Origin of the sequence: Candidatus Electronema sp. PJ, assembly GCF_048287395.1 — a bacterium.
Classification (GTDB): domain Bacteria; phylum Desulfobacterota; class Desulfobulbia; order Desulfobulbales; family Desulfobulbaceae; genus Electronema.
In genome coordinates this window covers 30,838-54,851 of the sequence record NZ_JBLWEO010000065.1, presented here as the reverse complement: position 1 = coordinate 54,851, position 24,014 = coordinate 30,838, and the positions used below count along the sequence as shown (strand labels likewise).

Here is a 24,014-nt window from a genome sequence, read left to right as displayed (position 1 = left end):
TTGTCGGCAGATTTCCCTGATCATGTCCCGGACGCGGAAAGACACTTCGTCTTTCAAAAGTTTTTTGCGGTATTTTGTGATCCACACCAAATGCAGATGTATTGAAAATACAGTATGCGTTCCATGACGATATGTTTCCATACCCCTAGTTTAACTCAAGAGACGCTGAAGCTGCCACCTAAAGGTGGGGGGTTTAACCCTCCCAAGTGAGGACAATAAGATCTTCAGCATTTCCTGTTTGCAGTTCCTGCACTTCAGCTGTATGCTGCGGAAAGAAGCGACAGGCACGGGCGAAAATAACCAGCCAATGCCTGTCAACTGTGGCGTTTTCTATCTGAGGAGGAGGGAGTCATGGCGTTGCTTATCTTTTTGGCAATTGGCGCACTGGCAGGGTGGCTAGCTGGCAAGCTGATGAAAGGTTCCGGGTTTGGGCTGCTCGGTAATATCGTGGTTGGCATCCTGGGCGCGGTGATTGGCGGCTGGCTTTTTGGTCAGCTGGGCATTCACGTCGGCAACGACTTCATCGGTGCCCTTGTTACCTCTGTAGCCGGGGCCTCGCTGCTGCTTTTCGTGGTTGGGCTGATTAAAAAGTAGCAGGTGAACAGGAAGCGCATCGCCGAACAGGACCTGCCTGTTTTTTGGCAGGTCCGAGCAAAGAAAAAATAGCAGGGAGAAGATGATTCGCGATAAAGATGGGAAAATTTGAAAGTAACAGTTTAAAAGCCTATCGGATATAGGCAAGGTTAAACTTACAGATCGTTGTGCTGGAGTTTAATTTTATGAAATAGCAACGAATGAGGGAGTGAACAATGCGTAAGATTATAGGGGTAGCCTTGATGATGCTATTAGCAATATCAATAAGCTCAAATGCAGATGCTGGTAGTACATCAGGACTTATAACAAAAATGATGCTCATGCTCCCAATAAAAAGTATGGGAATAAAACGGGAGTTATCATGTTTAGAACAGATGGAATAATAACAGACCAACCATCATGTAACACGGAGAACGAATGGTCTTTTAATATAAACACAGAAGTTGGCAAAGCGATGTATACTATGCTCTTACACGCTGATTCAAAAAAAATACCTATTATAGTTCTGGGCACAGGCAAATGTTCTTCATGGTCAGACAGAGAGACTGTTTACTGGATTCAGATTAACCCATGAGTCCACTGCAACATTAACGTAATACCCGTGAATTATTTTGTTTAACTGGAGACCTGTGTCGCGGGGAAGCTATCTGCTGTAACGAGTGAATTCCTTCCTAGAGCGGCTGATTTCGAGCCTCTGCAAGTCAGTAGCACTCCTTTCTAAGTCGGCAAGACTTCTTTCTGGCTTGGCAAAACTCCTTTCTTGCCGAGCCAGACTCCTTTCCAAGTCGGTAGAACTTCTTTGCGGCTCAACAAGACTCCTTTTCTGCCAAGCAGGAAAGGAGTTCTACTTGGCAAAACTCCTTTCTTGCCGAGTACAACTCCTTTGTAAGTCGGCAGGACTCCTTTTCTGCCAAGCCAAACTCCTTTGCCAGCGAGCAGAAAAGGAATATTTTCTCCGCCTAGAGCTGCCCTCTCCCCTGGCTGACCGCGCCAACTCAGCCTTTCTGCAAACTCTTCGCCACCAGCTCGCCCACATCCCGCGATAAACCCGGCAAAGCCGCGATCCGTTCCAACTCAGCCTGCATGAGCTGCTGCCGTCTGGCATCGTAACGTTTCCACTGGGTGAGCGGAGTGAGCATTCGGGCGGCCACCTGCGGGTTAGCCGGGTCAAGCTCGAGAACACAGTCCGCGAGAAAGGCGTAGCCTGTGCCGTCAACCGCATGAAACTGGTACAAATTGCCGCCAAAGGCCCCAATCAGCGAGCGCACCTTGTTGGGATTCTTCATGCTAAAGGCCGGATGCTGTGTCAGGGCCTTGACTCGCTGTAAAGTGCCAGGGAGAAGGCATGTTGCCTGAAGAATAAGCCACTTATCCACCACCAAGGGGTCGTGTTGCCATTTCGCATAGAACTCCGCTAGCAGCGCGTCGCCAGCCTCTTGGTCAGCATTGACCACCACAGCCAAGGCAGCAGCGGCATCTGTCATATTATCCGCCTGCCGGTACTGATTGACCGCCATTTCTAGGAATCGGCCAGAGGCGGTCTCGCCTGGAGCCAGTGCTAACAGATAGGCCAGGCAGCAATTGCGCAACGAACGGCGGCCTGCCTCTTCGCCAGAATAACCATACGGCTTTTGGCTGGTCAGCTGCGTGTAGCGAGCAAGAAGAGCCTGCTTATGCCGCTGCTTGAGCTGACTGCGGAAGGTTTGGCGCACGGCAGACACCGCTTCTGGGTCTATCACCGCGAGTTGCTGGCTGATCCAACCTTCTGTAGGTAAGACAAGGGCGAGGGCAAGGAAGGCCGGGTCGCTCTGCTCATCTGCCAACAGCTGGGCAAAGGCCTGCTGAAACAGTTCAGGCAATTCCGGTTCGTTGCCTTCCTGACAATCGGCGATCCCCTTGAGTAAACAGCGCAGACCCAGCTGCTGACCTGCGTCCCAACGGTTGAAGGGATCGCGGTCATGCGCCATGAGAAAGGCCAGCTCCTCGTCCTGCAAGTCTGACTCCACATTGACAGGCGCGGAAAAGTTGCGATTAAGCGAGACCACCGGCTTTGCATTCAGGCCAGCAAAGCGGAACTCCTTGCATTCCTGGTCGAGCAAGAGCACCTCGTCGCGCAGCTCTGCACCTGTGTTCTTGTCCAGCAGACCAACCCTGATCGGCATGAAGAAAGGCAGCTTCTCGGCCTCCCCTGGCGTGGCTGGACAGCTTTGGCAAAGGGTAAGGATGAACTCCTGCGTTGCTTGGTCGTATTCACCGGAGAAGCGCAGCAGGGGCGTGCCAGCTTGATTGTACCAAAGCTGGAACTGATTCAGATCAAAGCCATTCGCATCCTGGAGAGCTTGGACAAAATCCTCGCAGGTCACAGCCTGGCCGTCATGCCGGAGGAAATACAGATCCATGCCCTTGCGGAAGCCCTCTGCACCCAGCAAGGTATGCAGCATCCGTATCACCTCAGCCCCTTTATTATAGACCGTAGCGGTGTAGAAGTTGTTGATCTCCACGTAGGACGCTGGCCGGACAGGATGGGCCGTGGGGCCGCTGTCTTCTCGGAACTGAACATTGCGGATGAGGTTGGCATCTTGGATGCGTTTCACGGCCCGCGACCCCATATCTGCGGAAAACTCCTGGTCACGGAACACGGTCAGCCCTTCTTTGAGACTGAGCTGGAACCAATCTCGGCAGGTGATGCGGTTGCCTGTCCAATTATGGAAGTACTCATGGCCGATCACCGCCTCAATGCCCTCATAGTCATTGTCAGTCGCGGTCTCTGGTTGGGCCAGCACATATTTGGAGTTAAAGATGTTCAGCCCTTTATTCTCCATTGCCCCCATATTGAAGTCATCCACAGCCACGATCATGTAGGTGTCGAGGTCGTATTCTCGTCCGAAGGTCTCTTCATCCCAGCGTAGAGCCTGTTTGAGCGATTGCATGGCATGAGCGCACTTGTCTCGGTTACGTTCCTCCACATAGATATGCAGAGCCACTGCTCGGCCTGATCGAGTTACGAAGCTATCCTTGATCTGGACGAGCTGCCCAGCAACCAAGGCGAAAAGGTAGCTGGGTTTAGGGAAAGGATCCTGCCAAATGGCAAAATGGCGGCCATTATCCAGCGTGCCTTGCTCGAGCAGATTACCATTCGAGAGCAGCACCGGGCAGCTTGCTTGCGGGCCAATCACTGTGACGGTGAACACCGCCATGACATCCGGGCGATCAGGCCAGCAGGTGATGCGACGGAAGCCCTCGGCTTCACACTGCGTGCAGTAGTTGCCAGAGGAGAGATAAAGCCCCTCTAAGGCCGTATTGTGCTCCGGGGCAATAAGAGTGACGACCTCCAGGCTAAACTGCTCTGGTACTGCCATGATGCGCAGTTTGCCCTCGCCGAATTGGTATTCCTCTGCCGCCAATCTCCGGCCATCCACGGCCACTGAAAGCAGCTCTAACTGCTCGCCGTCCAGCTCCAGTATCGCCTGGCTCTCTGCTGCTGGGTTACGCCGGAATGTGCTCTGAGCTGTGACCTTGGTTTGCAGAGGAGCAAGCTCAACAGTAAGGTGGATATTGGCAACCGTAAAGGGATAAGGCTGGTAGTCTTTGAGGTAGATCGCGCTGGGCTGGGACATACTCTATATTCTGGTTAAATTGTTAGCAGATTGTAGGGTGACATGGGACTCTAAAACACCCTTGCTAGGATTGCAAGCGGCAAGTACCTAGCACGCGCTTTCCTGGAAGACCATAGTCACCATAAAGCCCTGAGGCTGGAGGTTCTTGGCTGACACTGTGCCTGCACAGCTCTCCACACAGGTCTTGACAATCGCCAAGCCAAGTCCTACACCACCGGAATCCCGGTTGCGTGATGGTTCAGGCCGAAAGAACGGTTCAAAGAGGCGGTCAAGATGTTCCTCAGCAACCCCTGGGCCGCAGTCTGCAACTGTAATAACTACCTCCCTCTCCTGTGCTGTTGCAGCAATGGTGATTGGCCCGGCTGTGCCTGCATATTTGACCGCATTACGGAGGATATTTGCCAGGGCACGAGTGAGCAGTTCAGCTGAGGCCAGCAGACATATTTCCGGGGCAACGTGCATGATAACAGACACCGACTGTGGGCATTCTCGCCGGATAACTACCTCAACAATGGGCAGGAGCTGTAGCTGTTCCAGATGCACGGCTTGCGGGTTCATTTCTGCCCGCGAAAAGGCCAACAACTCGCCAATCAAGGCTGCCATCAGCTCCACATCTTCCATCACATCTTGCACCCGTTCACGGTTCACCCCATCCAGTCGCTGCTCTAATATTCCCAGGCCAAATTGCATCCTGGCCACTGGGGAACCAAGCTCATGCGAGACATCACCAAGAAAGCGTTTCTGGCCCTGCATAAGCAGGGAGAGACGACTCGTCATGTGCTGAATCGTGCTGGCAAGTCGCCCGATTTCATCCTTCCTGGGTTCATAGAGAGAGACCGCAAAGTTGCCGCGCGCAATCTCCTCAGCTGCCTGGGTCATGCGGGCCAAAGGCCGGGTTATGCTGCGGATCATGGGCAACCAGAAAAGGACAGAGATTACTACCACCCCGACTGCCGCGAATATCCATGGTAGCGGGTCAAAGAAGAAGCCATTACCAGTGATCGAAGCAGAGGAGGCGATCAGCATGATGGGGAGATGTCGCTCTGAGGCTTCGAGGAACAAAGGCATCCGAATGCCAAACCACCAGCGGCCAGGTGCATTGGTATGCAGGAGCAAGAGTGGTCGCTGCCAGCGTTGCTGTGTGGCTTTACCTACCTGGTCATGACCAGGCCCACCAGGTTGCTGCAACAGCTCTTTGGCCCTGTTCAAGACCTCTGCGGGCACCTGGTCTTTATTGGGGGAAAAGACCAGCCCTTCCCGCAGTACCAGCAGGAAATCCACCCCGTGAATTTGCGTATGACGAGCCAGGATATCAGGCCACTCATCCGGTGGTGCTTGCGCCAAATCATGGTTGATCAGCATCCCTGCAGCTCGGAGACGTTCAGCTCCCTCATGCCTGAATACTTCATGGAGATTCATCTGCACTTGGACAGCAAAGAATACGGCAAAGACCACCACGAGCAGGAGGAGATTGAGGAAGAACCAGGCCAGGATTTTGGCAAACAGGGATGAGGCCAGTTTCATAGCACTGAGCTAGGCAATAAACATATACCCTGCGGTACGCACGGTCTGAATGTACCTGGGTTGGCGGGGCTGTTCTCCTAGCTTGCGGCGAAGCGATGAGATATGCACATCAATGGAACGATCAAAGACATCATAGTTGCGACCAGCCACGGCTTCGAGCAGATAATCCCGCGTTAACACCCGCCCAGCTGCGTTGGCCAGAACAGCCAGCAGATCATACTCTACCGGAGTCAAATTCAGTAGTTCACCCTGCAAACGCACCGTGCGCGAAGCCTGCTCAATCTCTAGGTCAGCGAAACGCAAAGTCTGGCCTGCTTGCTCGGCATTGGCCCGGCTCTCAGTCTGCTGATAACGACGGGTAACAGCCCGCAACCTGGCTAACAGTTCCCGGGAAGAGAACGTCTTAGGCAGGTAGTCATCTGCACCCAATTCTAAGCCCACAATGCGGTCAGTTTCCTCGCCCCGCGCAGTGAGCATGAGCACCGGGATGCCTGATTCTTGACGCAGTTGTTTCAGGACTTCAAAGCCATCCATCCGTGGCAACATGACATCCAAAATCACCGCATGATAGGCCCCTGCTCGGAACATTTCTAGGCCCTGAGTACCAGTATAGGCTACCTCTACCTTGTAGCCCATTGGCTCCAGATAATCAGCCACCAAGCGGCAGAGCTTCTGGTCATCATCAATCATCAGGATCTTCATAGTTGCCTTGCTGGTATCAGTTGCCTTGCCTAGCCAATTCGTAGCTCCAAAACTTCCAACAACCGACCTGAGTAATTTTTACCCACCAGGCGGATAAGCCCCTCAGTTACCTGGTTGCCGGAGAGCAACATCCACTGATCGTATTCCTCTCTCTACGTGTTCTCAGCGTATTTGTCAATACCCTCTCTGGAACTGAGGTACCAGGGTACTTGGGTGGCAACTATCATGATAGTTGGATGGCAAGTACCATGATAGTTGGATGGCAAGTATCATGATAGTTGGGCGGCAAGTACCAGGGTACTTGGGTACCTTTATGTATGTTGACAGGCGCATAGGAACGATGTAGGTATAGTATATATCTCCGTTGTATCAGCCACTCAACTATCACTCTCTTCAGGTGATGTCATGCGTTACTCTCGCCTTACTTCCCGCACCATTCTTCAACAGGTTGGATTGAGCTTCCTCTGCCTGTTTGTCCCAGCACAAGCTGCACCTGCCTCAGTGTTGAAGATGATTATCCCTGTGCTTGCCAGCGAGAAACAGATCCCGCCACCTCCAGCCCTCACATGGGGCAGTCCGCAACGTCTTGAGAGTAATACTGGCTTCATTTGGAGTACGGTACAACTGACTGGAGATGCAGCAGGGAATGCCTTTGTTACCTGGGCACAACAGGCACAACCTGATACGGTGATGCGGGTCTGGCTGAACCGTTATAGCGTAGGAAGTGGCTGGCAAGTTGCCCAGACAATAGATGCCAACACGGGGTATAATGCCTATACGCCTTATCTCACAATAGACCCCACAGCGACTCATGCTGGCCTAGGTTGGCGGGAAGAGAATGCCAGTGGTTACTACGACCTTTATACCCGCTTCTATACAGCCGCAAACGGCTGGACTGAGCCGGTAATTATCCAGGATCAAGTCTCGGCAGTATCTAGCCCGATTGTCAGCGTAGATCCCGCAGGTAATGCCATGACTGCCTGGCACGAAGGCTACAAGCCAGCGATCTTAAAGGCGCGTCGCTATGGAGCAGGCAGCGGCTGGGAAACCACGCAGGTGCTGGTCTCAAATAGTACAGATATATCCGATATCAACCTAGGGATGGATACGCAGGGTAACGCACTGCTGGTCTGGGCATTTAAGCCCATGTACACCTACTTTGTCATGGCAAGTTGCTACCAATCTGGCGTGGGCTGGACTGAGCCACAATTGATTGAGCCGGTTACTTGGCCCCAATATACTAACTCCACTGATATACAGCTGGTTATGCTCCCTTCTGGTGCAGCAATGGTGGTTTGGACACGGGAAGATAAGATCTGGTTAAATAGCTATGAACCAGGCAATGGTTGGGGTACTGGCCAGCCGATTACCTCTGATGTCGGCACACCAGGATATCCTGATGTGGCCAGCAATGAGGCAGGCCATAAGGTGGTGGTCTGGCAGCAATTTGACGGTACCTATCAGAGCATCTGGGCCAAGTATTATCTGCCAGGTAGTGGCTGGAGTCTAGCCAGGTTAATTGAAAAGAATACTACAGGAAATGCCCAACGGCCTAAGGTAGCCATCAATGCAACAGGTACGGCAGTGGTGGTCTGGCAGCAGGATAATAGCGGGCAAACCAGCGTCTGGACCAACCACTACGTGCCTGGCACTGGCTGGAGCTTGGCCCAGGCAATTGACCCAGCCAATACCAGTGGCACAGTAGCCCAATCGCCCTTGGTTACGATCAACACTGAGGGTCATGCCCTAGCCGTATGGAGGAATGAGCAGACCATCTGGGCAGCTCGCTCACAATAGATCAATATGCCCGCAGTTGAGTTGACAAAACCGGCTGAATGCGGTACTTATGGTCATCTCTATCTGATCTCCCTGTATTCCCAATCAACTGCTTCAAGGTGGTGGCATGTCTCTTCAAGTCTTTAATCCAAGCTCTGGCTTCAGTACTGAGGTCGCAGCTGAACCAGGTGGGCAACACCTGAATGCCTGCTTTGCCTGTGGTGCCTGCTCTGGTGCCTGCCCAGTGAGCCAGGCAATTCCAGCCTACGATCCCCGGAAAATCATCCACATGATCCGCCTGGGTATGGAGGAGCGGCTCCTCAGCTCTGATCTACTCTGGTATTGCTCTGGTTGTCGGAGTTGTGTACCAGTCTGCCCGCAGAATGTCGGCTTTGCCGATATCATGATGGTGCTCCGTAAGCTCGCTCTGCGCAAGGGCGGCTACATCACTGAAGCCCAGCTGGTTGATAAGGGCAAGGCTGCTCAGGTGCAAAGTGATCTGTGCGTGTCCTGCTTGACCTGTGTTAGGGTGTGCCCTTGGAGTATCCCGAAAATTGATCAGAACAGCGGCAAGGCCACCATTGATGTCACAGCCTGCCGCGCATGTGGCATCTGCGCAGGCGAATGCCCGGCTCGTGCCATTGTTCTCAACCAGTCGGAAGATGCGCGACTACTTGCCACCTGCGGTGCCTAATAAAGGAGGACTTACTGATGAACTTCACACCAGATATCCGGCTGTTTACCTGCCATTATGCCTCCCAACAGAGCTGCGCTGAAGGCGGCAAGGTGCTGCGTGATCTGAACTTTCCCAGCAACATCACCCTAACCCGATTACTCTGCACCGGGAAGCTCGAAGAGAAGGATTTGCTCAAGGCATTTGAGGACGGAGCTGATGGCGTCTATGTAGTGGGCTGCCCGGCAAGTTGCCACAATGTTAAGGGGAGTCAACGTGCATCGAAGCGCGTTGCATCCGTGCGTAAGGCCTTGGCGGAAATGGGCGTGGAAGAGGATCGGATACGGATGTATCACCTGGAACGTGGCCTCCATCCTGAATTCATTACTGCTGCTGAAGAGATGAACACCCTCATCAGCAAGTTGGGGCCTAGCCCTTTCTGCCATAAGGCAGCTTGATTTTACCTATCCCCCTGCTTATCAGGAGAATACCCATGATTATAGCTGAACGGAAGCCGCTGGCTGAAATACTGAATATGGTGCAGAACTGCGGCAGGATACTGGTGCTGGCCTGTCGAGGCTGTGTGACGGTCTGCTCCGCAGGTGGCGAGCGAGAGGCTGAGATACTGGCCTCGCTCGTTCGTCTAGGCTTACAAAAGGCGGGCAAGACTGCTGAGGTGGCCACGGCCTCCTTGGTGCGTCAGTGCGATAAAGAATACATCGAGAGCCTTGATCAGTATGCAGGACAGTATGATGCGATCTTGTCAACTGCCTGTGGTGTAGGAGTGAACTTCATCGCTAACCTGCGGCCTACGGAGCATGTTTATCCAGCCCTTAATACCACCTTCTTTGGTGGCTCTGCCGAGCAGGGTGTGTGGAAAGAAATGTGTGCAGGCTGCGGTAACTGTGTGCTGCACTTCACTGGTGGTCTCTGTCCAGTGGCCCGCTGCGCTAAGAGCCTGATGAACGGCCCTTGTGGTGGCTCGGCCAACGGTCGCTGCGAGATCAATACTGAGACCGACTGCGTTTGGCAGATGATCTACGACCGCATGGGCAGGCTGAAGCGGCAACAGGAGCTGACTGCATCGGCACCCATCCGCGACTGGTCAACCGCTGGGCATGGTGGGCCAAGGAAGGAGGTGCGGGCAGATTTGACGGTGTAGAGGGAAAGGCAGGGATTTGGCGTAGCTGAATTCCTGTTGTTGAATCATATTCAACAGGAAGAATGTGATGTTGAAGTTCAATCCAGAATGGAGGTTTCAACCGCTACCTGATGGTATTTACCACACTAGCGAGATACCCGAAGAAGCTCTTTCGGATTTTGATCTCTTCATCGGTACAGTTGCTACGCAAGGCAAGCGGTGGAGCATTCTTGAAGACTTCAAAGAAGTCTTTTCCAGAGCAGCAAGAAGAAGTTATTATCGAAGTTCGAGCGAAAGTTGGGCTGAGTCTGATTTATCATCTGACATGCGCGAGGCCGCAAAGAATGCCCCTCTTTTTTTGGAGGCGTTTTATGACGCATGTATGAAATTTCAAAGTCCGGGGTTGTTCGCTCCTAATGCTGCAATGATCAATGCAGTCTGTGAGAAACACCGAATAGGCTACATACTCCAGCCTCCTGAATTGCTTCTCCGAGAATCGTCTTCAGCGACTGTTAATGCACCGGTATTAGTCGATAACCGTACCAGGACATTAACTGAGGAGGCCATCGAGATTTTGCAACAATCTATTGCTCGTTCAGAGCAATTGCTTAAGGAAGGCCATCACCGCGAAGCTGTTCAAGAAACTCTTTGGGTGCTTGAGTCGGTAACGACAACTGCATTCCGTGGCCTCGAAACCACAACAGGCGAGGTAATCCGTGGTAAATACTTCAACAAAATCATTGATGATCTCCGCCGTCGTGCACGAGGTTCAACTTTAGATCGTATTCTGGAATGGATGACAAACCTTCATGGCTTCCTTTCATCGCCCACTGGTGGAGGAGTTCGGCATGGAATTGATTTAAATGCAGGCGTTCAAATAGGTCCCGCCGAAACCAGACTCTTTTGCAATCTCATTCGGAGCTACACCAATTATTTGCTTGCGGAGCATGAACAACTAACCAAGAATATTGAGATAAAAAATACCTCAATATGGTAAGTTCTCACGCTCCAGCGCGGGAGCCAAGACGGAATACCTGAAATTCCCCTGAGATGATATGCCCTACAGCGACTTCACCATTAAACAGGCGCAACGCGATTTTGGCTTGGAAAGATTACAGCCTTGATGACAACCCTGGCCGCATTATCGGCATTCTGGCTGCGATGATCGAGCAGCGAGCCTGATTTCTCATTGAACAAGAAAATCTCTAACAGGAGAAAATTATGCAGGTGCAAGGTGTTATCGTTGGCAGATATATAGAATTGCTCCAGGAGATAAACTTACCCGATGGACAGCCTGTCACTGTGGATATCCACGCGGAGTCGCTTTCTTTGGCAGAAAAACAAAGCCTGGTTGATGAAGTGTGCGGCTTATGGGCAGATGACAGCAGTCTGAGTCCGATTTTTAAGGAAATTGAACAAAATCGGCGGGCAAGTCTGACCCGCAAAGTGGATTTCGATGCGGCATCTTGACACCTGCATTGTTATCGCCTATTTGAACGGCAACCAGGTTCTCGCTGAGAAACTGAAATTTTATCTTCCTGATCTTGCAATCAGTTCGGTGGTGTTCGGCGAATTATTGTATGGTGCGAAAGCCTCTGCCCGTAGTTCAGAGAATCTGAAGAACTTGGGAAGGTTCCTCCAGCTTGTTAGTATTGCTGATTATGACCGAAGAAGTGCCGAATCATACAGCGAAATACGTTTGTCACTCCGTCAGCAAGGCCGTCCTTCAGGCGAGGCGGATATGATGATCGCTGCCATTGCCATAGCTGACAATGCAGTGCTTGTTACCGATAATGTAAAACATTTCCAGCAGATTGAAAACCTAACAATAGAAAATTGGCTGAGAGGGTAGCACTCTAGCCAGATCAGCAGTTTCGATACAATGTAGCTCGATGAAATTATTACTGAGATCAGACGGCACAGAAAATCTCGAAGCCTCCTTCCACTCCTTTGCGGCTTGGCCGCATTCCTTTTCTGCCGAGCCGAACTGCTTTGTGGCTTAATAACAAAGGAGTTCGGCCAAGCAAAACTCCTCTTTGGCTCGGCCAAACTCCTTTCTTACTCGACAGGAAAGAAGTTTGGCCAACTTGGACTCCTTTCCTGCCGACTTCAACTCCTTTGTTACCGAGCAAGATTCCTTTGCGGCTAAGTCAAACTCCTTTTCTGCCAGGCTGCACTCGTTGGCAAACAGGCAAGATTTCCTTTCCCAGTAGGCGAAAACCTTGCCTGTTTCTGTGGCAAGAAGAACAGACTGGGCAAACTGCAATGTCCTGGCCTTTTAATCTGACCAGCTTGCCGTCAGCTCGTCCAATTCACTGACCGCCATCTCCAGTGCAGCATTCAAGGCCGCCATTTCCGCTGCGGCCACGTCTGCTGGCTGCCGCGTTGCGAGCCTTTCAAAGGATTTTTTCATCTCGCCCTCTTCCTGAAGCAGATTAGAAACACTTCCTGTCAGCATCACATCCTCCTTTTCTTGTTGTGCCCAAGCCCTATTGACGAACCGGCCTGTGCTTTTCTTATCATACAACCTGTATTTCTTTTGAAGACAGTCCATTTTCACCAAATGAGGACTGGATTTCTGCTTGATTTAAACGAAAGCACCGGTCATTCTTTGCAATTGCCGTGCCCTCTCGTTACATTACGCCGGGCATTCGGTTCGCAGCTTCCCTTCTTTTTACGCAGCGAACCTGGAGCAAAAAAATACAAGTGCGTTTCAGGTGCCGTTTTTGCTCGGTATGCGAAAATCATGCCAGTTTCTCATGCAATACAAAAATAATTCGCAAGACCGCAATATTCCCTTCTGTCATATATCTTATTGATAATAAATACTTTTCACCTTTTTGAAATACTGAGTATTTTTTACTCAACATTGCGTAGCCAGCTGGGTAATTTTTACCCAGAGCAGTAAGCGAGACAAAAAAGTTTTCAGTTGACAGATACCTGGTAATTATGTTTCTTCTTTGAGATCAAAAAAGAACCGCTGCCCGGAGCTACTCCCATGTCCAGCAAAACCGCAGAACCCTGCCGCTGTGCCTCAGAGGTGCGCCTTGTCGCCGCGCCAAAGTCTGATTTTATTCCCTCCGTCGTCAGGCATCTGGCAGAGGGCTTCACCTCGCGCAGATGGTCAAGCCATATTGAGCCGGTGGAGATTCCTTCCCGGCGGGAGACCGTGGATCTGCTTTTACAGGCCCAGCGCATCCTTTTTCCCGGCTACTTCAGCAGTTCGACCATGCCTAGCCCCTCCAGTTTGGAGTACCATCTAGGCCACAACCTGACGCTTTTTCACAAAAACCTCAGCCAGCAGATCAACTCGGCTCTTCGGCATGAGTGCTTCCGCCGCAATCAATCCTGTTCGCACTGCGGTGGGCGCAGTAGCGAGCTGGCCGACGAAGTTGTCCGTTCGCTGCCGGAAATCCGCGAGACGCTGGAGACGGACATCAACGCGGCCCTCGAAGGCGATCCTGCGGCAACCAATGCCGACGAGGTGATCTTCAGCTATCCCGGCTTCTTTGCTATTTTAGTCTATCGGCTGGCACACCAGCTCTTTGTGCTGGAAGTTCCCTTGCTGCCCCGCATCATGAGCGAATATGCCTACCACCGCACCGCCATTGATATCCATCCTGGCGCGGTGATCGGCGATTCTTTTTTTATTGATCACGGCGCAGGCGTGGTGATCGGCGCGACTTGCACCATTGGCAGACGGGTGCGACTCTATCAGGGCGTGACTCTTGGCGCGTTGTCCTTGCCCAAAGAGGCGGTCAAGCGGCTGAAACACGCCAAGCGGCATCCAACCATCGAGGATGATGCGATCATCTACGCCAATGCCACGATTCTTGGCGGAGACACCGTGATTGGGGCGCGTTCCATTGTGGGCGGTAATGTCTGGCTGACCAAGAGCATCGGCCCAGACACCAAAGTGCTGCTCAAACAGCCGGAGCTGATCTACATCGGCAAACACGGCGAAACTGACAACGAAGGAGGAGAAAATGGAAATCTTTGACAGGCTGGCCAGCAGCGCAGGCAACACGCCACTGGTGCGCCTAAACCGCTTCAGCGCGGGCTGCGGAGCCGAGATCATGGTCAAAGTGGAATCCGCTAATCCGCTTGGCAGCGTGAAAGACCGAATCGCAGGGGCCATGATTGAGGCAGCAGAAAACGAAGGCTTACTCTCACCAGAGACCGTGATCATCGAACCGACTTCTGGCAACACCGGCATCGGTCTCGCTTTTGTCTGTGCCGGGCGTGGCTACCGACTAATCCTGACTATGCCAGAAACCATGAGCGTAGAGCGGCGCAAGCTGCTGGCCTATCTCGGCGCGGAGTTGGTGCTCACACCTGGTGCCGAAGGTATGAAGGGAGCTATCACCCGCGCTCAGACCTTGCTGCAAGAACACAAGACGGCCTGGATGCCCAATCAGTTTGAGAACCCGGCCAATCCGGCCATGCACTATCGTACTACAGGGCCGGAAATATGGCGGCAAATGGAAGGGAAGGTTGATGTCTTAGTGGCAGGCGTAGGCACTGGCGGCACAGTTACCGGCGCAGGTCGGTTCCTCAAGGAACGGAATCCGGCCCTGCGCGTGGTAGCTGTAGAACCGTCTGCCTCAGCGGTATTGTCCGGTGGCAAGCCAGGCCCGCACAAAATTCAGGGTATCGGGGCCGGGTTTGTGCCGACAATTCTTGATCAGCAGCTCCTGGACGAGGTGGTGCAAATCAGCAATGATGAGGCAATGGCAGCGGCTCGAAGCCTAGCCCGTCTGGAAGGTATCCTCTGTGGAATTTCTTCAGGTGCAGCAGCAGCAGCAGCTTTGAAGATCGCCAATAGATCAGAAAATACAGGCAGAAGAATTGTCGCGGTGCTGCCAGATACTGGCGAACGATATCTCAGCACAGAGCTGATGGCAGAGGCATGAAATAAACGATTTTCTCGCAGGTTGTTTGTACCCAGCGAGAAAATCGTTTGACCTGTAAGAGGCTTTTCCTTATAATGGAAACAGCTACATGCTGACACACAAGGGAGGGAAATTCTGCAATGTCGAGCAGGGGGACTATTATGAGGAAGATTGCAGTTGCATTATGTTTCTTGATGAGTTTTATTTTGCCGGTGATCAGCTTCAGTGAAGACACTAAATGGTCTGGAGTCCTTTATGTAAAAGGTAAAGGAGCGACAAACTGTGGTAAACCGCGCATCAGCAATGAGGCTTGGGATAGATGTGAGGAATGGGCCAAGAACAGCATCAAAGGTAACGAGAAACCAGTCATTAAAGATATAGAGCTGTACAATATCGCTATCGAGAATGACAAAGGACCTTCTTGGAATCCGAAGTTGAACTGTAACTTCCGCGCCAGCGTGAAGTGTGAATATAGGATGGAGAAGATCAGCACCGCAGAAAAGCTCAAGTTGGCCAAGGGAAACAAGCTCAAAGGAGCGGATGAAAGCTGCGACGAGCCAAGCCCTGAAGAAGAAGTTGTGCAGGAAGACTGTGAAATCGGAGCAGAAAGCAAAAAGCCGGTAGTGGCTCAAGTGCAATCTGTGGTAAAGCCGAACGCTGTAGCCAAGACTCCGCTTGTCGTTACTCTGCCAAAGCCTGAAACCGCAGTTTCGGTGAGCAAGGTGGATCTTGCCTCCGTATCTCAAGACAAAGACAGTGCGGCGAAACAGCCAGAAGCTGCACCAAAGGTCAAACTCAAGTGGTCAGGGCAGCTCAATGTCAAAGGAGATGGCATTACCAACTGTAGCCAATCGCGTATTACCAGCGAGGCCTGGGAAATCTGCGAGGCCTGGGCAGAAAAGAAGAAAGACAAGAAAGGCGTTACTGTGAAACCTGAAGTCAAAGATATCAATGTCTCTGACATTACGGTTGCAACCGGCAAGCCGATTGGTAACGATCCCAACCCAAGCTGTTCGTTCAAGGCCCATGTGAAATGCGGCTACAGTACAGCGATCTATCTTGTCGAGCAGTCTGCCCAGACCGCCAAGGAAAAAGGCAAAGTCAGCACCAAGGAGAGCAAGAAGCATAACCTTGACAATCTTTTTGGCGACGGTTTGCGCTGGTCTGAGCTGATCTCAATTGATGGATCAGGCATCAGCAACTGTGGTAAGTCGCGGATCAACAATGAGGCCTGGGAGCGATGCGAAGCTTGGACAGAGCAGCAGAAAAAGAAGCATGTCGGCGGTCTGCATCCGGTGCTCAAGAATATAGAGCTGTATAACATTGCCAGCGAGAACGAAAAAGGGCCTTCCTGGGATCCTAAGCAGAGCTGCTCGTTCCGGGCCACGCTGAAATGCGGCTATAAGATGGAGTGATTTTTCTGCACAAAGAGAAGAAAAGACTCCGGCTCAGACCTGGTTATGAGCCGGGGTTAGATGACCTCGGCAGACACAAGCACCTCATCCGCCGCAAGGACTCTTTTGAGTTCTGGGAGGATTTGGTGCACATCAACCTCGATGCCGCAGGTGGTGACATCAATAACCAGTTTGCGGAATTCCGGCCAGGTCAGACTTGATTGCTGAAGCACATAACTCCCGGTGATGCCGGGCGTATTCGCCTGAAGTGCAACAGCAGAGAAAACCTCTGCTCTGGCAAAACACTCCATTTCGGCTCGGTTGCAAAGGAATTGTACTCGGCCAAACTTCTTTCCTGCCGAGTAAAACTCCGTTCCAAGTCGGCCAAACTCCTTTGCAACCAAGCCGCACTCCTTTCTTGCTCGGCAAAACTTCTTTCCTGCCGAGCAGAACTCCTTTCCAAGTCGGCCAGACTCCTCTGCGGCTTGGCCAGACTCCTTTGCTAGTCGGCAGAACTCCTTTGTTGCCGACTACAACTCCTTTCCTACTCGGCAAAACTTCTTTCCAAGTCGGCCAGACTTCTTTGCGGCCAAGCCGAACTCCTTTCTGAGCGAGTAGAATTCGAGCTGAATTTCGGCGGCAACGTTGCCAACCAGCTCGGCAAGCTCAACAATCTCGCGCAAAAGATCGCATTACTTTCTCATTAGCACAACCGCCGGATTGCCCTCGGCATCATTTAAGGTCAAGACATCTTCCTCAATGCGATACGCCACTGCACTGTAGAGCGCAGCCATAAAACTGCCCTCTTGTTCCATGATTGCGTCTGATGCACATTGTTTAGTCATCATCATGATCATTTCAAAGCTGAAGGTCTTGGCTTTTGGCGAAAAGGTATAATTGGCCAGATAGTTATTACAGCCTGCATGTCCACTTAATTGGCCACTGCTTTGGAACCAAGCGGTCAAAGGCTGGTTTGTCGTGAGAAGATCGGCCATGCCACCCTGTCCATTGCTGTAGCGAAGAACTTGCCACTGCGTGCCGCGCAGATTTTGGCTTTGCGCCTTGAACACAGCAACGGCGGAGCCTTTGGTATCTTGCAAGGTGAGCTTGCCTGCGTCGATCTGGAAGGCTGTCGCCGTCTTCATCATTTCTACGAACCGCTGCTCCTGCTGCATGACCTCTGGCGGACTGCATTGCTTTTTGGTCATTACCGCAAATTCCAGGTGAAATTTGCCCTTAACCCCTTCCATATACGGGCCAGAGTAGCTGTTGCAGCCTGCTGATCCTCTTGCTTGGTCTTTGTCAAAGTTCAGGGTGCTGCCTGGCTGAACTGCTTGATCGCGTAGGCTTTCCAGCAACCAGTTTGTGCCATTGAGAACATGGCCACTCGCTTCCTCTACCGGCACTACTGGCGGCACAACGGGTTTCTTTTTCTTGGAACAGCTACTCAAGAGCAAAGCAGCGGCAAGGACGACGAAGAGGGACAGTATTTTCCGAGTGGTCATAAAGATTACTCGCTTGATAGAGTGGCTGGCTTGAGGCTAACTCAACAGGCGGGTTAAAAAACAGACAGGATCCTATCCACCCCAAAAGAAGGGTATCTGCCGCTGTTGTTTTGCGAAGGATAAGAATACCGGGCACTGTTTTGCCTGGCGATTGGCGGGTAAGAGGTGTTTGTTTTGCTGGCAATAATCTGGTCCATGCTCTGGCGCACAAACTGAGACCGTTTTGAGAACAACTTTTTCTGGATTTCCTGGATTTTCTCGAGCAGATTGTCCGGCTGGTTGTCCCATAAAGGGCTGCCAGTGTAGGGATCTCTGATCCGCAGCTCAAGATAACTCCGAGAGCAATTGACAATCGTCGCGGCAAAGATGTTATTCTGGGTTAGACCAGTGGCAAAGCGCGAACCAGAGATGATCAGCTGGTCGCCTAAATTGAACGTAAACTGGTTAGGGTGATTTTCTGCGTACCATTGCGGGCAAATATGCACTAGATAGCGGTTAGAGAAGGCATCGCGGGCAAACAGATGCATTCCGTATCTCCCGCTGTGAGGATTTTGCAGGGTATTGACGCTCTCCACTCTGGCCGCAACCTGCATAAAGGTCAGCCGGTTGTACTGCGGCATGGCATTCATTTGCGCAAATGCGGCAGAGGAGGAGCAAACTGCGAGGAGGAGAATGAAAAAAAACAGAACAAAACGCCGCATGGTTACACCCTTTCCTTGATGGTTTCTGCTGTTCAAAAGGGAACCGCTGGAACACGGTTATACAAAATTTCCGGCAAAAAACAACTGCAAACTGCAACTTGCTGGCCAGGTTCTGTTGACAGAACACCGACTATCTTCTATAAATACACACGCACGCAAACAGAGGGCCGTCTGAGCGGCTCTTTTTCATTTTTTCATACTCGCGCAAGGAGACACGCCGATGAATACGAAATACGCTGCCCTGCTCTTGGCCCTCTTACTAGCCAGTCCGGCAATGGCAGAAGAGACGAAACAGGCTCCTGCCGAAGCTGCTGCTGCACCTGCCGAGAAAGCGGTTAAGGGTAAGGTGCTGGAAAGTATGTCTGGCGCAGGCTATACATATCTGCTGATCGAGAACGGCCAGGACAAGACCTGGGTAGCCATCCCAGAGAGTAAGGTCGAGGTCGGTCAGGAAGTTGCCCTTCAGCCTGGCATGGAGGCCAAGAACTTTGAATCCAAGGCGTTGAAGAAAACCTTCGACAGCATCGTCTTTTCGTCTGGCTTGGTCGAAGAGGCCGCGCCTGCTGGCATTGAGGGAGGCACCCCAAAGCTGGCTGGAGAAGCTGACAAGCCAGTTGATGAGGCCACCTTGGAAGCTATGTCCGGCGGTTCTTCCCGGGCTGTGGTGCCAGCAGCAAGTGAGGTCAAAGTTGAAAAAGCTGAGGGCGAGAATGGCCGCACAGTTGAGCAATGCTTTGCTGAGGCAGAGAAATTAAATGGCCAGAAGGTGCGGGTGCGGGGCAAGGTAGTCAAGTTCTCGCCGCAGATTATGGATAAGAACTGGATTCATCTCCAGGATGGCAGTGGCGACCCGATGAAGAATACCCACGATCTGGTTGTCACCACCTCAGAGACAGCGGCAAAGGAGGCAGTCGTGGTGGTTGAAGGTGTTCTCAGCAAGGACAAGGACTTTGGCGCAGGCTACCGCTATGTGGCAATCATCGAGGATGCCAAGATCAGCAAGTAACTGCCGGTGAAGCCCACTATCGACCCGACCCGACTCGGCTTTGACTTTGACGGGGTGATTGCCGATACAGCGGAAAGCTTTCTGCGTATCGCCTGTGAGGATTATGGTCTCTGCGGCTTCTGCCCAGAAGACATCACACACTTTGAGGTCGAAAACTGCCTTGATATACCTGCGGAGATCGTGGCTGCGATCTTCCGCAAGATTCTCGAAGACTCCCTCGGCACTGGCCTGCGGCCCATGCCTGGCGCATTAGAGGTTCTTGCGGAGTTGGCAGAGAGAGCCGGAACCGTCACGGTCATCACAGCCAGACCCCTTCTGAGTCCAGTGCTCGATTGGTTTGCCCATCATCTGCTGCCACCGACACTCAAGGCCGTGCGGGTGGTGGCCATGGGCGATCACGATGACAAGCCCCGCTATATTCAAGCCCAAGGGCTGCATTGCTTTATTGATGACCGAGCAGAAACCTGTGTCCAGCTCCATGCCGCAGGGATCCAACCTCTAGTCTTCAGTCAGCCGTGGAATCAGGACTGTCGCCACTTTCCAGTGGTCAACTCTTGGCAGGAAATTCGGGGACTGCTCCTTGGCTCGCAGCCTTCTCTCGCTTTATAAAAGGATCGCTATGCAATGCAGCTGCTGCGGCCATAAGATGCCCATTCACCGAAACCCAGTACCAACAGTTGACATCATCATTGAACTGGAACAGGGCATTGTTCTGATTGAGCGGAAAAATCCACCGCACGGTTGGGCTTTGCCAGGTGGTTTTGTTGATTACGGCGAAAGCTTTGAACAGGCGGCAGTGCGGGAAGCTCAGGAAGAGACTGGGTTGGCTGTCACTCTAATCCGCCAGTTCCACACCTATTCTCAGCCTGATCGGGACAAGAGGTTACACACCGCCTCCACTGTCTTCATTGCCAAGGCCGTTGGCGAGCCACGAGGCTTGGACGATGCCTTGCAGGCAAAAATTTTCCGTCAGGATAATCTGCCTGTGCTCGCCTTTGATCATGCGCAAATTCTAGCGGATTACTTCAGCGGGATCTATTAATTAACCTGCTCTCTGCTGCTCTTCACAGGTTTGTATTTTGCCCTCCCTATCTTGCTCTTTGTCCGACAAAGCACGCACCCTTTTGCTGCCGGGCTTTCTGTTTTTCTTTTTCCTGATCTATTTTGTGTTCGCTACAGGATGGTATGAGCCATCCTATCTCGTTCTTTCTGGGAAGGCAGAAGGTGCTATGCCGCTGCTTACGGTGAGCTGGGACAGCGGAACAGGCTTCAACAGTTATGAACAGCGCGTCTTTCAGCCGCTGATTCCAGCCGTAGAGGATGGAGACAAGCAGATCAGCATTACTCTTGGGGCCACAGGCCGTAGGTATCCTGCCTCTCAGAGCAAGGACGTGGTTTGTGCGGATCTCTTTATTGACGGACACAAAATTGATCTAATTAGCATTGCTGGCAAACCAATCCTTAATAAACGGGGACTGCGTTTCAAGAATACAGAAAAACTTACCTTTACCATCAAGGCAAGCTCGCATGTCGGTATCCGCTTCCGTACTGACACCAACTCCGGCATAGCCTTTGTTGCTGTCAATGGCCTAGAGTCGGAGACAGACCTGTATATGGCTAACGAAGCAGCAAAATTCAAACAACTGGATTATTGGTTGCTTCAACCTGATGGCACCTTCACAGTGCAAACCGATCTGCCTCGTTATCCAGTTCGTGAATTGCAGATAACCAATGGCGAAAAGGGCAAGCCGGTACAGCTCTTCACAGCGGAACTGCGTGGTAAAGGAAAAAACATTGACCTCTTGCATGGCCAGCCTAAACTACTCGGTGAACTTCGTTTCAAAGATGTGGTTGCTGACATGAAGAACTATGTTCATCCACTCCAGTTGGTTCAGCAGATATGTTTTGCCCTGCTTTCCGTTTGGCTGCTCATTGCCTTGCTACGCCTTGCTGCTGAACGTGGTGGGCTGCGCAAGTGTCTGTTGGCTGATCAGCGGCCTTGGTTTTGGCTTATCCTGGCGATCAGTCTAGCGGTGTTCAGCACTTGGCTTGCCGCATTCTGGCCTGGCGTAATGTCGGTTGATTCCCTGAAGGTTTGGCGAGCAGCCCTGCTCCCAGATGTCTATCTCAATGATCATCCGTTTCTGAATGTGATCTTGTATAAATACCTGCGTCATCTCTGGGATGCTTATGCCATCGTGCCCATGATGCAAGTTTTTCTGACAGCCCTGCTCATTTCTTGGTTGAGTTTCTGGATCTACCAGCAAGGCGTACCCTTGTTTCTTGTGCTGTGCTGGCTGCTTTTTGTCCTGTGCTCGGTTCCAGTTGGGATCTACAATACAGTACTGTGGAAGGATATCCCTTTTGCCTTATTGGTGGTCTTTTGGGCCTGTATCCTGATCAAGCTGCGGTTAGAGAAGCAACAACATCGCTTGCACTGGACTGGCGAACGCCTCTGTGCTTTTCTCTTGCTGGGACTAGCATTAGGTTTGGTTCGGCACAACGGGTTAATTTATTTTGCCGTACTGCCACTGCTCTTCCTGCTGCTTGGGTTAGCACCACTCAAGAAAGCTTTGGTCGGCCTAGCTATCCTCCTGGTATTGGCAGGAGCTGGTTTTGCTGTTTTGCGTCTTTCTGGGAGAACCGCAGGCACCGGCTTTCTGAGCCAAGAGATCCGCAAGTACACTGCTCGCCTGTCAGGCCAGCGACTGTCGGTCCAGAATGTTACCAAGGATGCCAAGCGGACTATGCAGGACTACCTGACCGTCCTGAATATCAACCAGAACCACCAGAAGTGGGACAAGTTCCATCATTACTTTCAAGACCGGCAGGCCTGGTGGTTTCTCCGCCTTTCTGGTTGGCATGATGTCTATCCGTATCAACAAGAAAAGATCCGTTTCCCAGAGCTGAATCAAGCTGCCTTGCGCATATACGAGAAAAGCAATCAGCAACCTTGGGTCTGGCTTACCTGGAACCCGGTTTGGCTGCTTGGTCTGTTACCGTTCCTGACGCTGCTCTTCTGGTGGTGCTTGCCCAACACCGCCGTGCTGGGTGCAGTACTGCTGGCAGGTGCGCTGCCCTTGGTCTATCTGCGGATCTTCAACTGGCGCTATTACTATTTTCTCTATTTCGGTCTGCTATTCTTGCCCGCCTTTGTCAGCCTTGATTTGGTCAGCTGGAACAAGAAAAGGCAGTCTCGCAAGCCTGCTTTGTCAGTAGCAGGATAAAATCATGCGCTTTTCCATCATCACCCCTAATTACAACGGTGGCAGGTTTCTTGAACAGACGATCAGTAGTGTCATCAGCCAAACAAGTGCTGGTCTTGAGTTAGAGTATATAGTCGTGGATGGCGGGAGCAGCGACTGCTCACACGAGATTCTGGCAAGATATAAAGGAAAGATCAACCAGACGATCATTGAGAAGGATCGCGGCCCAGCCAATGCGATCAACAAAGGCTTGGCTTTGGCGAGCGGTGAAGTGTTAGCTTGGTTAAATGCAGACGATATATATTATCCAGACACCCTCCAGCGCGTGCAACAGGCTTTGCAAAATCACCCTGAAGCGGCGATTTGTTTTGGGCATTGCCCAATTATTGATGCGCAGAGCAAGGAAATTCGCCTAGGTATAACTCGCTTTAAAGAACTCTTCTATCCCTTGTCGTCCCGCTTTACCTATCAGTGCATCAACTACCTATCGCAGCCATCTTTGTTTTTCCGGCGTTCAGCTTTCGCGCAAGCTGGCTTCCTGCGGGAGGATCTACAGGCAGCTTGGGATTATGACTTTATCCTTCGGCTCTGGCGTTCTGGCGGCGCAGTGCAGGTGCCCAATGCACCGTTGGCCGCCTTCCGTTGGCACGAGCAATCCATTAGCGGCCAGCATTTCCGCCGCCAATTTCAAGAGGAATACGAGGCTGCCCAGGCTGATGCAGGCCGCCTTGCCCCACAGACCTTGCTGCACTTTTTCGTGCGTTGGGGGATAGTCGGCATGTATTCTCTCATGGCATGGAAAAGAACTTACAGCAAGGGGCAATAGCTTGAAGTGAAAGATGAATTATTTTATCCTGATCTCCTATTTCCTTTTTGGCGACATCTTTTATAGCTTGTAAAAGAGATGTTCAAGTAAGCAAAGGAAGAGTCCTACTCATTTGCCAAGGAGTTTGGCTCGGCAACAAAGGAGTTATACTCGGCAGAAAAGGAGTTCTGCTTGGCCAAACTCCTTTCCTAGTCGGCCACAAAGGAGTGTTGCCGACTAAAACTCCTTTGCAAGTCGGCAGAACTCCTTTCTGGCTCGGCCAGACTCCTTTGTTACTCGGCAAAACTCCTCTTTTGTTTAGCCGGACTCCTTTCTTAGTCGACAGAACTCCTCTTTGGCCAAGCCGAACTCCTTTACCAGCGAGTAAGAAAGGAGCATTAACTCAGGGTTATGCGAAAAACACCGCAACAGAAGAAATCGGTTCGCTCTCCGCTTCAACCTCATTGTTGACTTCTTA

The 24,014-nt window shown here is 51.8% G+C and carries 31 protein-coding genes; 20 read left to right on the top strand and 11 right to left on the bottom strand.

All coding sequences use genetic code 11. The annotated features are described in order from the left end of the window. On the bottom strand, positions 1-141 hold a 141-nt coding region (locus ACNKIB_RS10825; RefSeq protein WP_417909972.1), incomplete at its 3' end, for a transposase. A 210-nt stretch (positions 142-351) separates the two neighbouring features. Here ACNKIB_RS10825 and ACNKIB_RS10820 point away from each other — a divergent pair. The 3 genes from ACNKIB_RS10820 (at position 352) to ACNKIB_RS10810 (ending at position 1,640) form a co-directional block, all read left to right on the top strand. Then, a complete protein-coding gene (locus tag ACNKIB_RS10820; RefSeq protein ID WP_417910567.1) occupies positions 352-594 on the top strand; it encodes a GlsB/YeaQ/YmgE family stress response membrane protein in 243 nt (80 codons plus the stop codon). 215 nt (positions 595-809) lie between these two features. Then, complete coding sequence (locus ACNKIB_RS10815) at positions 810-977, top strand: hypothetical protein (protein ID WP_417910566.1); 168 nt, start codon at positions 810-812, stop codon at positions 975-977. A gap of 276 nt (positions 978-1,253) precedes the next feature. Then, positions 1,254-1,640, top strand: coding sequence for a hypothetical protein (locus ACNKIB_RS10810; RefSeq protein ID WP_417910565.1), 387 nt, complete (start codon positions 1,254-1,256; stop codon positions 1,638-1,640). Here the strand turns inward: ACNKIB_RS10810 and pepN are convergent. The 3 genes from pepN to ACNKIB_RS10795 all read right to left on the bottom strand — a co-directional run bounded on the left by pepN (position 1,590) and on the right by ACNKIB_RS10795 (position 6,437). Next, positions 1,590-4,211: an aminopeptidase N gene (gene pepN, locus ACNKIB_RS10805; protein WP_417910564.1), complete on the bottom strand. Its 2,622-nt coding sequence runs from the start codon at positions 4,209-4,211 to the stop codon at positions 1,590-1,592. The two genes, ACNKIB_RS10810 and pepN, sit on opposite strands and share 51 nt — an antisense overlap. An 87-nt stretch (positions 4,212-4,298) precedes the next feature. After that, positions 4,299-5,735 (bottom strand): sensor histidine kinase, encoded by a 1,437-nt coding sequence (locus ACNKIB_RS10800; protein ID WP_417910563.1) that lies wholly within the window; start codon positions 5,733-5,735, stop codon positions 4,299-4,301. A gap of 9 nt (positions 5,736-5,744) precedes the next feature. Next, entirely contained in the window at positions 5,745-6,437 is a 693-nt protein-coding gene (locus tag ACNKIB_RS10795) for a response regulator transcription factor (RefSeq protein WP_417910562.1), read from the bottom strand. 405 nt (positions 6,438-6,842) lie between these two features. Here ACNKIB_RS10795 and ACNKIB_RS10790 point away from each other — a divergent pair, with 405 nt between their 5' ends. The 8 genes from ACNKIB_RS10790 (at position 6,843) to ACNKIB_RS10755 (ending at position 11,879) form a co-directional block, all read left to right on the top strand. Continuing rightward, positions 6,843-8,234, top strand: a complete 1,392-nt coding sequence (locus ACNKIB_RS10790; RefSeq protein WP_417910561.1) for a hypothetical protein — start codon at positions 6,843-6,845, stop codon at positions 8,232-8,234. A gap of 106 nt (positions 8,235-8,340) precedes the next feature. Further along, positions 8,341-8,907 carry a 4Fe-4S dicluster domain-containing protein gene (locus ACNKIB_RS10785; protein WP_417910560.1) on the top strand — a complete coding sequence of 189 codons (567 nt, stop codon included), beginning with the start codon at positions 8,341-8,343 and terminating at the stop codon, positions 8,905-8,907. 17 nt (positions 8,908-8,924) lie between these two features. Further along, entirely contained in the window at positions 8,925-9,344 is a 420-nt protein-coding gene (locus ACNKIB_RS10780; RefSeq protein WP_417910559.1) for a hydrogenase iron-sulfur subunit, read from the top strand. Positions 9,345-9,379: 35 nt separating this feature from the next. Next, entirely contained in the window at positions 9,380-10,048 is a 669-nt protein-coding gene (locus ACNKIB_RS10775; protein ID WP_417910558.1) for a methylenetetrahydrofolate reductase C-terminal domain-containing protein, read from the top strand. Between the two features lie 67 nt (positions 10,049-10,115). Beyond that, complete coding sequence (locus ACNKIB_RS10770; protein ID WP_417910557.1) at positions 10,116-11,024, top strand: hypothetical protein; 909 nt, start codon at positions 10,116-10,118, stop codon at positions 11,022-11,024. Positions 11,025-11,077: 53 nt separating this feature from the next. Next, complete coding sequence (locus ACNKIB_RS10765; RefSeq protein WP_417910556.1) at positions 11,078-11,209, top strand: hypothetical protein; 132 nt, start codon at positions 11,078-11,080, stop codon at positions 11,207-11,209. Between the two features lie 39 nt (positions 11,210-11,248). Next, positions 11,249-11,497: a hypothetical protein gene (locus ACNKIB_RS10760; RefSeq protein WP_417910555.1), complete on the top strand. Its 249-nt coding sequence runs from the start codon at positions 11,249-11,251 to the stop codon at positions 11,495-11,497. Continuing rightward, positions 11,484-11,879: a type II toxin-antitoxin system VapC family toxin gene (locus tag ACNKIB_RS10755; RefSeq protein ID WP_417910554.1), complete on the top strand. Its 396-nt coding sequence runs from the start codon at positions 11,484-11,486 to the stop codon at positions 11,877-11,879. Before ACNKIB_RS10760 ends, ACNKIB_RS10755 begins: the two co-directional genes overlap by 14 nt. A 147-nt stretch (positions 11,880-12,026) precedes the next feature. Here ACNKIB_RS10755 and ACNKIB_RS10750 read toward each other — a convergent pair whose 3' ends face one another. After that, positions 12,027-12,293, bottom strand: a complete 267-nt coding sequence (locus ACNKIB_RS10750; RefSeq protein ID WP_417910553.1) for a hypothetical protein — start codon at positions 12,291-12,293, stop codon at positions 12,027-12,029. A gap of 12 nt (positions 12,294-12,305) precedes the next feature. Beyond that, a complete protein-coding gene (locus ACNKIB_RS10745; RefSeq protein ID WP_417910552.1) occupies positions 12,306-12,485 on the bottom strand; it encodes a hypothetical protein in 180 nt (59 codons plus the stop codon). A 540-nt stretch (positions 12,486-13,025) separates the two neighbouring features. Between ACNKIB_RS10745 and ACNKIB_RS10740 the strand changes: the two genes are divergently transcribed. The 3 genes from ACNKIB_RS10740 to ACNKIB_RS10730 all read left to right on the top strand — a co-directional run bounded on the left by ACNKIB_RS10740 (position 13,026) and on the right by ACNKIB_RS10730 (position 16,334). Next, on the top strand, positions 13,026-14,027 hold the full coding sequence (locus ACNKIB_RS10740) for a serine O-acetyltransferase (protein ID WP_417910551.1): 1,002 nt from the start codon (positions 13,026-13,028) through the stop codon (positions 14,025-14,027). Continuing rightward, positions 14,014-14,940 (top strand): cysteine synthase A, encoded by a 927-nt coding sequence (gene cysK, locus ACNKIB_RS10735; RefSeq protein ID WP_417910550.1) that lies wholly within the window; start codon positions 14,014-14,016, stop codon positions 14,938-14,940. Before ACNKIB_RS10740 ends, cysK begins: the two co-directional genes overlap by 14 nt. 170 nt (positions 14,941-15,110) lie before the next feature. Then, positions 15,111-16,334 carry a hypothetical protein gene (locus tag ACNKIB_RS10730; RefSeq protein WP_417910549.1) on the top strand — a complete coding sequence of 408 codons (1,224 nt, stop codon included), beginning with the start codon at positions 15,111-15,113 and terminating at the stop codon, positions 16,332-16,334. A 56-nt stretch (positions 16,335-16,390) separates the two neighbouring features. On the opposite strand, the gene ACNKIB_RS10725 is transcribed toward ACNKIB_RS10730, so the two are convergent. Further along, on the bottom strand, positions 16,391-16,624 hold the full coding sequence (locus ACNKIB_RS10725) for an S-adenosylmethionine decarboxylase (RefSeq protein ID WP_417910568.1): 234 nt from the start codon (positions 16,622-16,624) through the stop codon (positions 16,391-16,393). Between ACNKIB_RS10725 and ACNKIB_RS10720 the strand changes: the two genes are divergently transcribed. Next, on the top strand, positions 16,535-16,819 hold the full coding sequence (locus ACNKIB_RS10720; RefSeq protein ID WP_417910569.1) for a hypothetical protein: 285 nt from the start codon (positions 16,535-16,537) through the stop codon (positions 16,817-16,819). The genes ACNKIB_RS10725 and ACNKIB_RS10720 overlap by 90 nt on opposite strands. 24 nt (positions 16,820-16,843) lie before the next feature. Here the strand turns inward: ACNKIB_RS10720 and ACNKIB_RS10715 are convergent, their stop codons facing one another. Genes ACNKIB_RS10715 through ACNKIB_RS10705 form a run of 3 tightly spaced genes read right to left on the bottom strand, consistent with a single transcriptional unit; the run spans position 16,844 to position 18,519 of the window. After that, positions 16,844-16,996, bottom strand: a complete 153-nt coding sequence (locus ACNKIB_RS10715) for a hypothetical protein (RefSeq protein ID WP_417910548.1) — start codon at positions 16,994-16,996, stop codon at positions 16,844-16,846. Between the two features lie 9 nt (positions 16,997-17,005). Further along, entirely contained in the window at positions 17,006-17,818 is an 813-nt protein-coding gene (locus tag ACNKIB_RS10710; protein ID WP_417910547.1) for an META domain-containing protein, read from the bottom strand. A 53-nt stretch (positions 17,819-17,871) separates the two neighbouring features. Beyond that, positions 17,872-18,519, bottom strand: a complete 648-nt coding sequence (locus tag ACNKIB_RS10705) for a hypothetical protein (RefSeq protein WP_417910546.1) — start codon at positions 18,517-18,519, stop codon at positions 17,872-17,874. Between the two features lie 220 nt (positions 18,520-18,739). Between ACNKIB_RS10705 and ACNKIB_RS10700 the strand changes: the two genes are divergently transcribed. The 5 genes from ACNKIB_RS10700 to ACNKIB_RS10680 all read left to right on the top strand — a co-directional run bounded on the left by ACNKIB_RS10700 (position 18,740) and on the right by ACNKIB_RS10680 (position 23,557). Next, positions 18,740-19,525, top strand: coding sequence for a DNA-binding protein (locus ACNKIB_RS10700; protein WP_417910545.1), 786 nt, complete (start codon positions 18,740-18,742; stop codon positions 19,523-19,525). A 6-nt stretch (positions 19,526-19,531) separates the two neighbouring features. Next, positions 19,532-20,134: a 5' nucleotidase, NT5C type gene (locus ACNKIB_RS10695; protein WP_417910544.1), complete on the top strand. Its 603-nt coding sequence runs from the start codon at positions 19,532-19,534 to the stop codon at positions 20,132-20,134. A gap of 37 nt (positions 20,135-20,171) precedes the next feature. Beyond that, positions 20,172-20,567, top strand: coding sequence for an NUDIX domain-containing protein (locus ACNKIB_RS10690; protein ID WP_417910543.1), 396 nt, complete (start codon positions 20,172-20,174; stop codon positions 20,565-20,567). A 187-nt stretch (positions 20,568-20,754) separates the two neighbouring features. After that, the gene (locus tag ACNKIB_RS10685; RefSeq protein ID WP_417910542.1) at positions 20,755-22,752 is read left to right on the top strand and encodes a hypothetical protein; all 1,998 of its coding nucleotides are present in this window, start codon (positions 20,755-20,757) and stop codon (positions 22,750-22,752) included. Between the two features lie 4 nt (positions 22,753-22,756). Continuing rightward, positions 22,757-23,557 (top strand): glycosyltransferase family 2 protein, encoded by an 801-nt coding sequence (locus tag ACNKIB_RS10680; protein WP_417910541.1) that lies wholly within the window; start codon positions 22,757-22,759, stop codon positions 23,555-23,557. A 297-nt stretch (positions 23,558-23,854) separates the two neighbouring features. Here the strand turns inward: ACNKIB_RS10680 and ACNKIB_RS10675 are convergent, their stop codons facing one another. Then, positions 23,855-24,001, bottom strand: a complete 147-nt coding sequence (locus ACNKIB_RS10675; RefSeq protein ID WP_417910540.1) for a hypothetical protein — start codon at positions 23,999-24,001, stop codon at positions 23,855-23,857. Positions 24,002-24,014: the final 13 nt, after the last annotated feature.

Coding starts and splice junctions, on each gene's coding strand:
- ACNKIB_RS10820 (WP_417910567.1), top strand. CDS start 352: ATGGCGTTGCTTATCTTTTTGGCAATTGGCGCACTGGCAGGGTGGCTA.
- ACNKIB_RS10815 (WP_417910566.1), top strand. CDS start 810: ATGCGTAAGATTATAGGGGTAGCCTTGATGATGCTATTAGCAATATCA.
- pepN (WP_417910564.1), bottom strand. CDS start 4,211: ATGTCCCAGCCCAGCGCGATCTACCTCAAAGACTACCAGCCTTATCCC.
- ACNKIB_RS10800 (WP_417910563.1), bottom strand. CDS start 5,735: ATGAAACTGGCCTCATCCCTGTTTGCCAAAATCCTGGCCTGGTTCTTC.
- ACNKIB_RS10795 (WP_417910562.1), bottom strand. CDS start 6,437: ATGAAGATCCTGATGATTGATGATGACCAGAAGCTCTGCCGCTTGGTG.
- ACNKIB_RS10790 (WP_417910561.1), top strand. CDS start 6,843: ATGCGTTACTCTCGCCTTACTTCCCGCACCATTCTTCAACAGGTTGGA.
- ACNKIB_RS10785 (WP_417910560.1), top strand. CDS start 8,341: ATGTCTCTTCAAGTCTTTAATCCAAGCTCTGGCTTCAGTACTGAGGTC.
- ACNKIB_RS10780 (WP_417910559.1), top strand. CDS start 8,925: ATGAACTTCACACCAGATATCCGGCTGTTTACCTGCCATTATGCCTCC.
- ACNKIB_RS10775 (WP_417910558.1), top strand. CDS start 9,380: ATGATTATAGCTGAACGGAAGCCGCTGGCTGAAATACTGAATATGGTG.
- ACNKIB_RS10770 (WP_417910557.1), top strand. CDS start 10,116: ATGTTGAAGTTCAATCCAGAATGGAGGTTTCAACCGCTACCTGATGGT.
- ACNKIB_RS10765 (WP_417910556.1), top strand. CDS start 11,078: ATGATATGCCCTACAGCGACTTCACCATTAAACAGGCGCAACGCGATT.
- ACNKIB_RS10760 (WP_417910555.1), top strand. CDS start 11,249: ATGCAGGTGCAAGGTGTTATCGTTGGCAGATATATAGAATTGCTCCAG.
- ACNKIB_RS10755 (WP_417910554.1), top strand. CDS start 11,484: ATGCGGCATCTTGACACCTGCATTGTTATCGCCTATTTGAACGGCAAC.
- ACNKIB_RS10745 (WP_417910552.1), bottom strand. CDS start 12,485: ATGCTGACAGGAAGTGTTTCTAATCTGCTTCAGGAAGAGGGCGAGATG.
- ACNKIB_RS10740 (WP_417910551.1), top strand. CDS start 13,026: ATGTCCAGCAAAACCGCAGAACCCTGCCGCTGTGCCTCAGAGGTGCGC.
- cysK (WP_417910550.1), top strand. CDS start 14,014: ATGGAAATCTTTGACAGGCTGGCCAGCAGCGCAGGCAACACGCCACTG.
- ACNKIB_RS10725 (WP_417910568.1), bottom strand. CDS start 16,624: ATGGAGTGTTTTGCCAGAGCAGAGGTTTTCTCTGCTGTTGCACTTCAG.
- ACNKIB_RS10710 (WP_417910547.1), bottom strand. CDS start 17,818: ATGACCACTCGGAAAATACTGTCCCTCTTCGTCGTCCTTGCCGCTGCT.
- ACNKIB_RS10705 (WP_417910546.1), bottom strand. CDS start 18,519: ATGCGGCGTTTTGTTCTGTTTTTTTTCATTCTCCTCCTCGCAGTTTGC.
- ACNKIB_RS10700 (WP_417910545.1), top strand. CDS start 18,740: ATGAATACGAAATACGCTGCCCTGCTCTTGGCCCTCTTACTAGCCAGT.
- ACNKIB_RS10690 (WP_417910543.1), top strand. CDS start 20,172: ATGCCCATTCACCGAAACCCAGTACCAACAGTTGACATCATCATTGAA.
- ACNKIB_RS10685 (WP_417910542.1), top strand. CDS start 20,755: ATGCCGCTGCTTACGGTGAGCTGGGACAGCGGAACAGGCTTCAACAGT.
- ACNKIB_RS10680 (WP_417910541.1), top strand. CDS start 22,757: ATGCGCTTTTCCATCATCACCCCTAATTACAACGGTGGCAGGTTTCTT.
- ACNKIB_RS10675 (WP_417910540.1), bottom strand. CDS start 24,001: ATGAGGTTGAAGCGGAGAGCGAACCGATTTCTTCTGTTGCGGTGTTTT.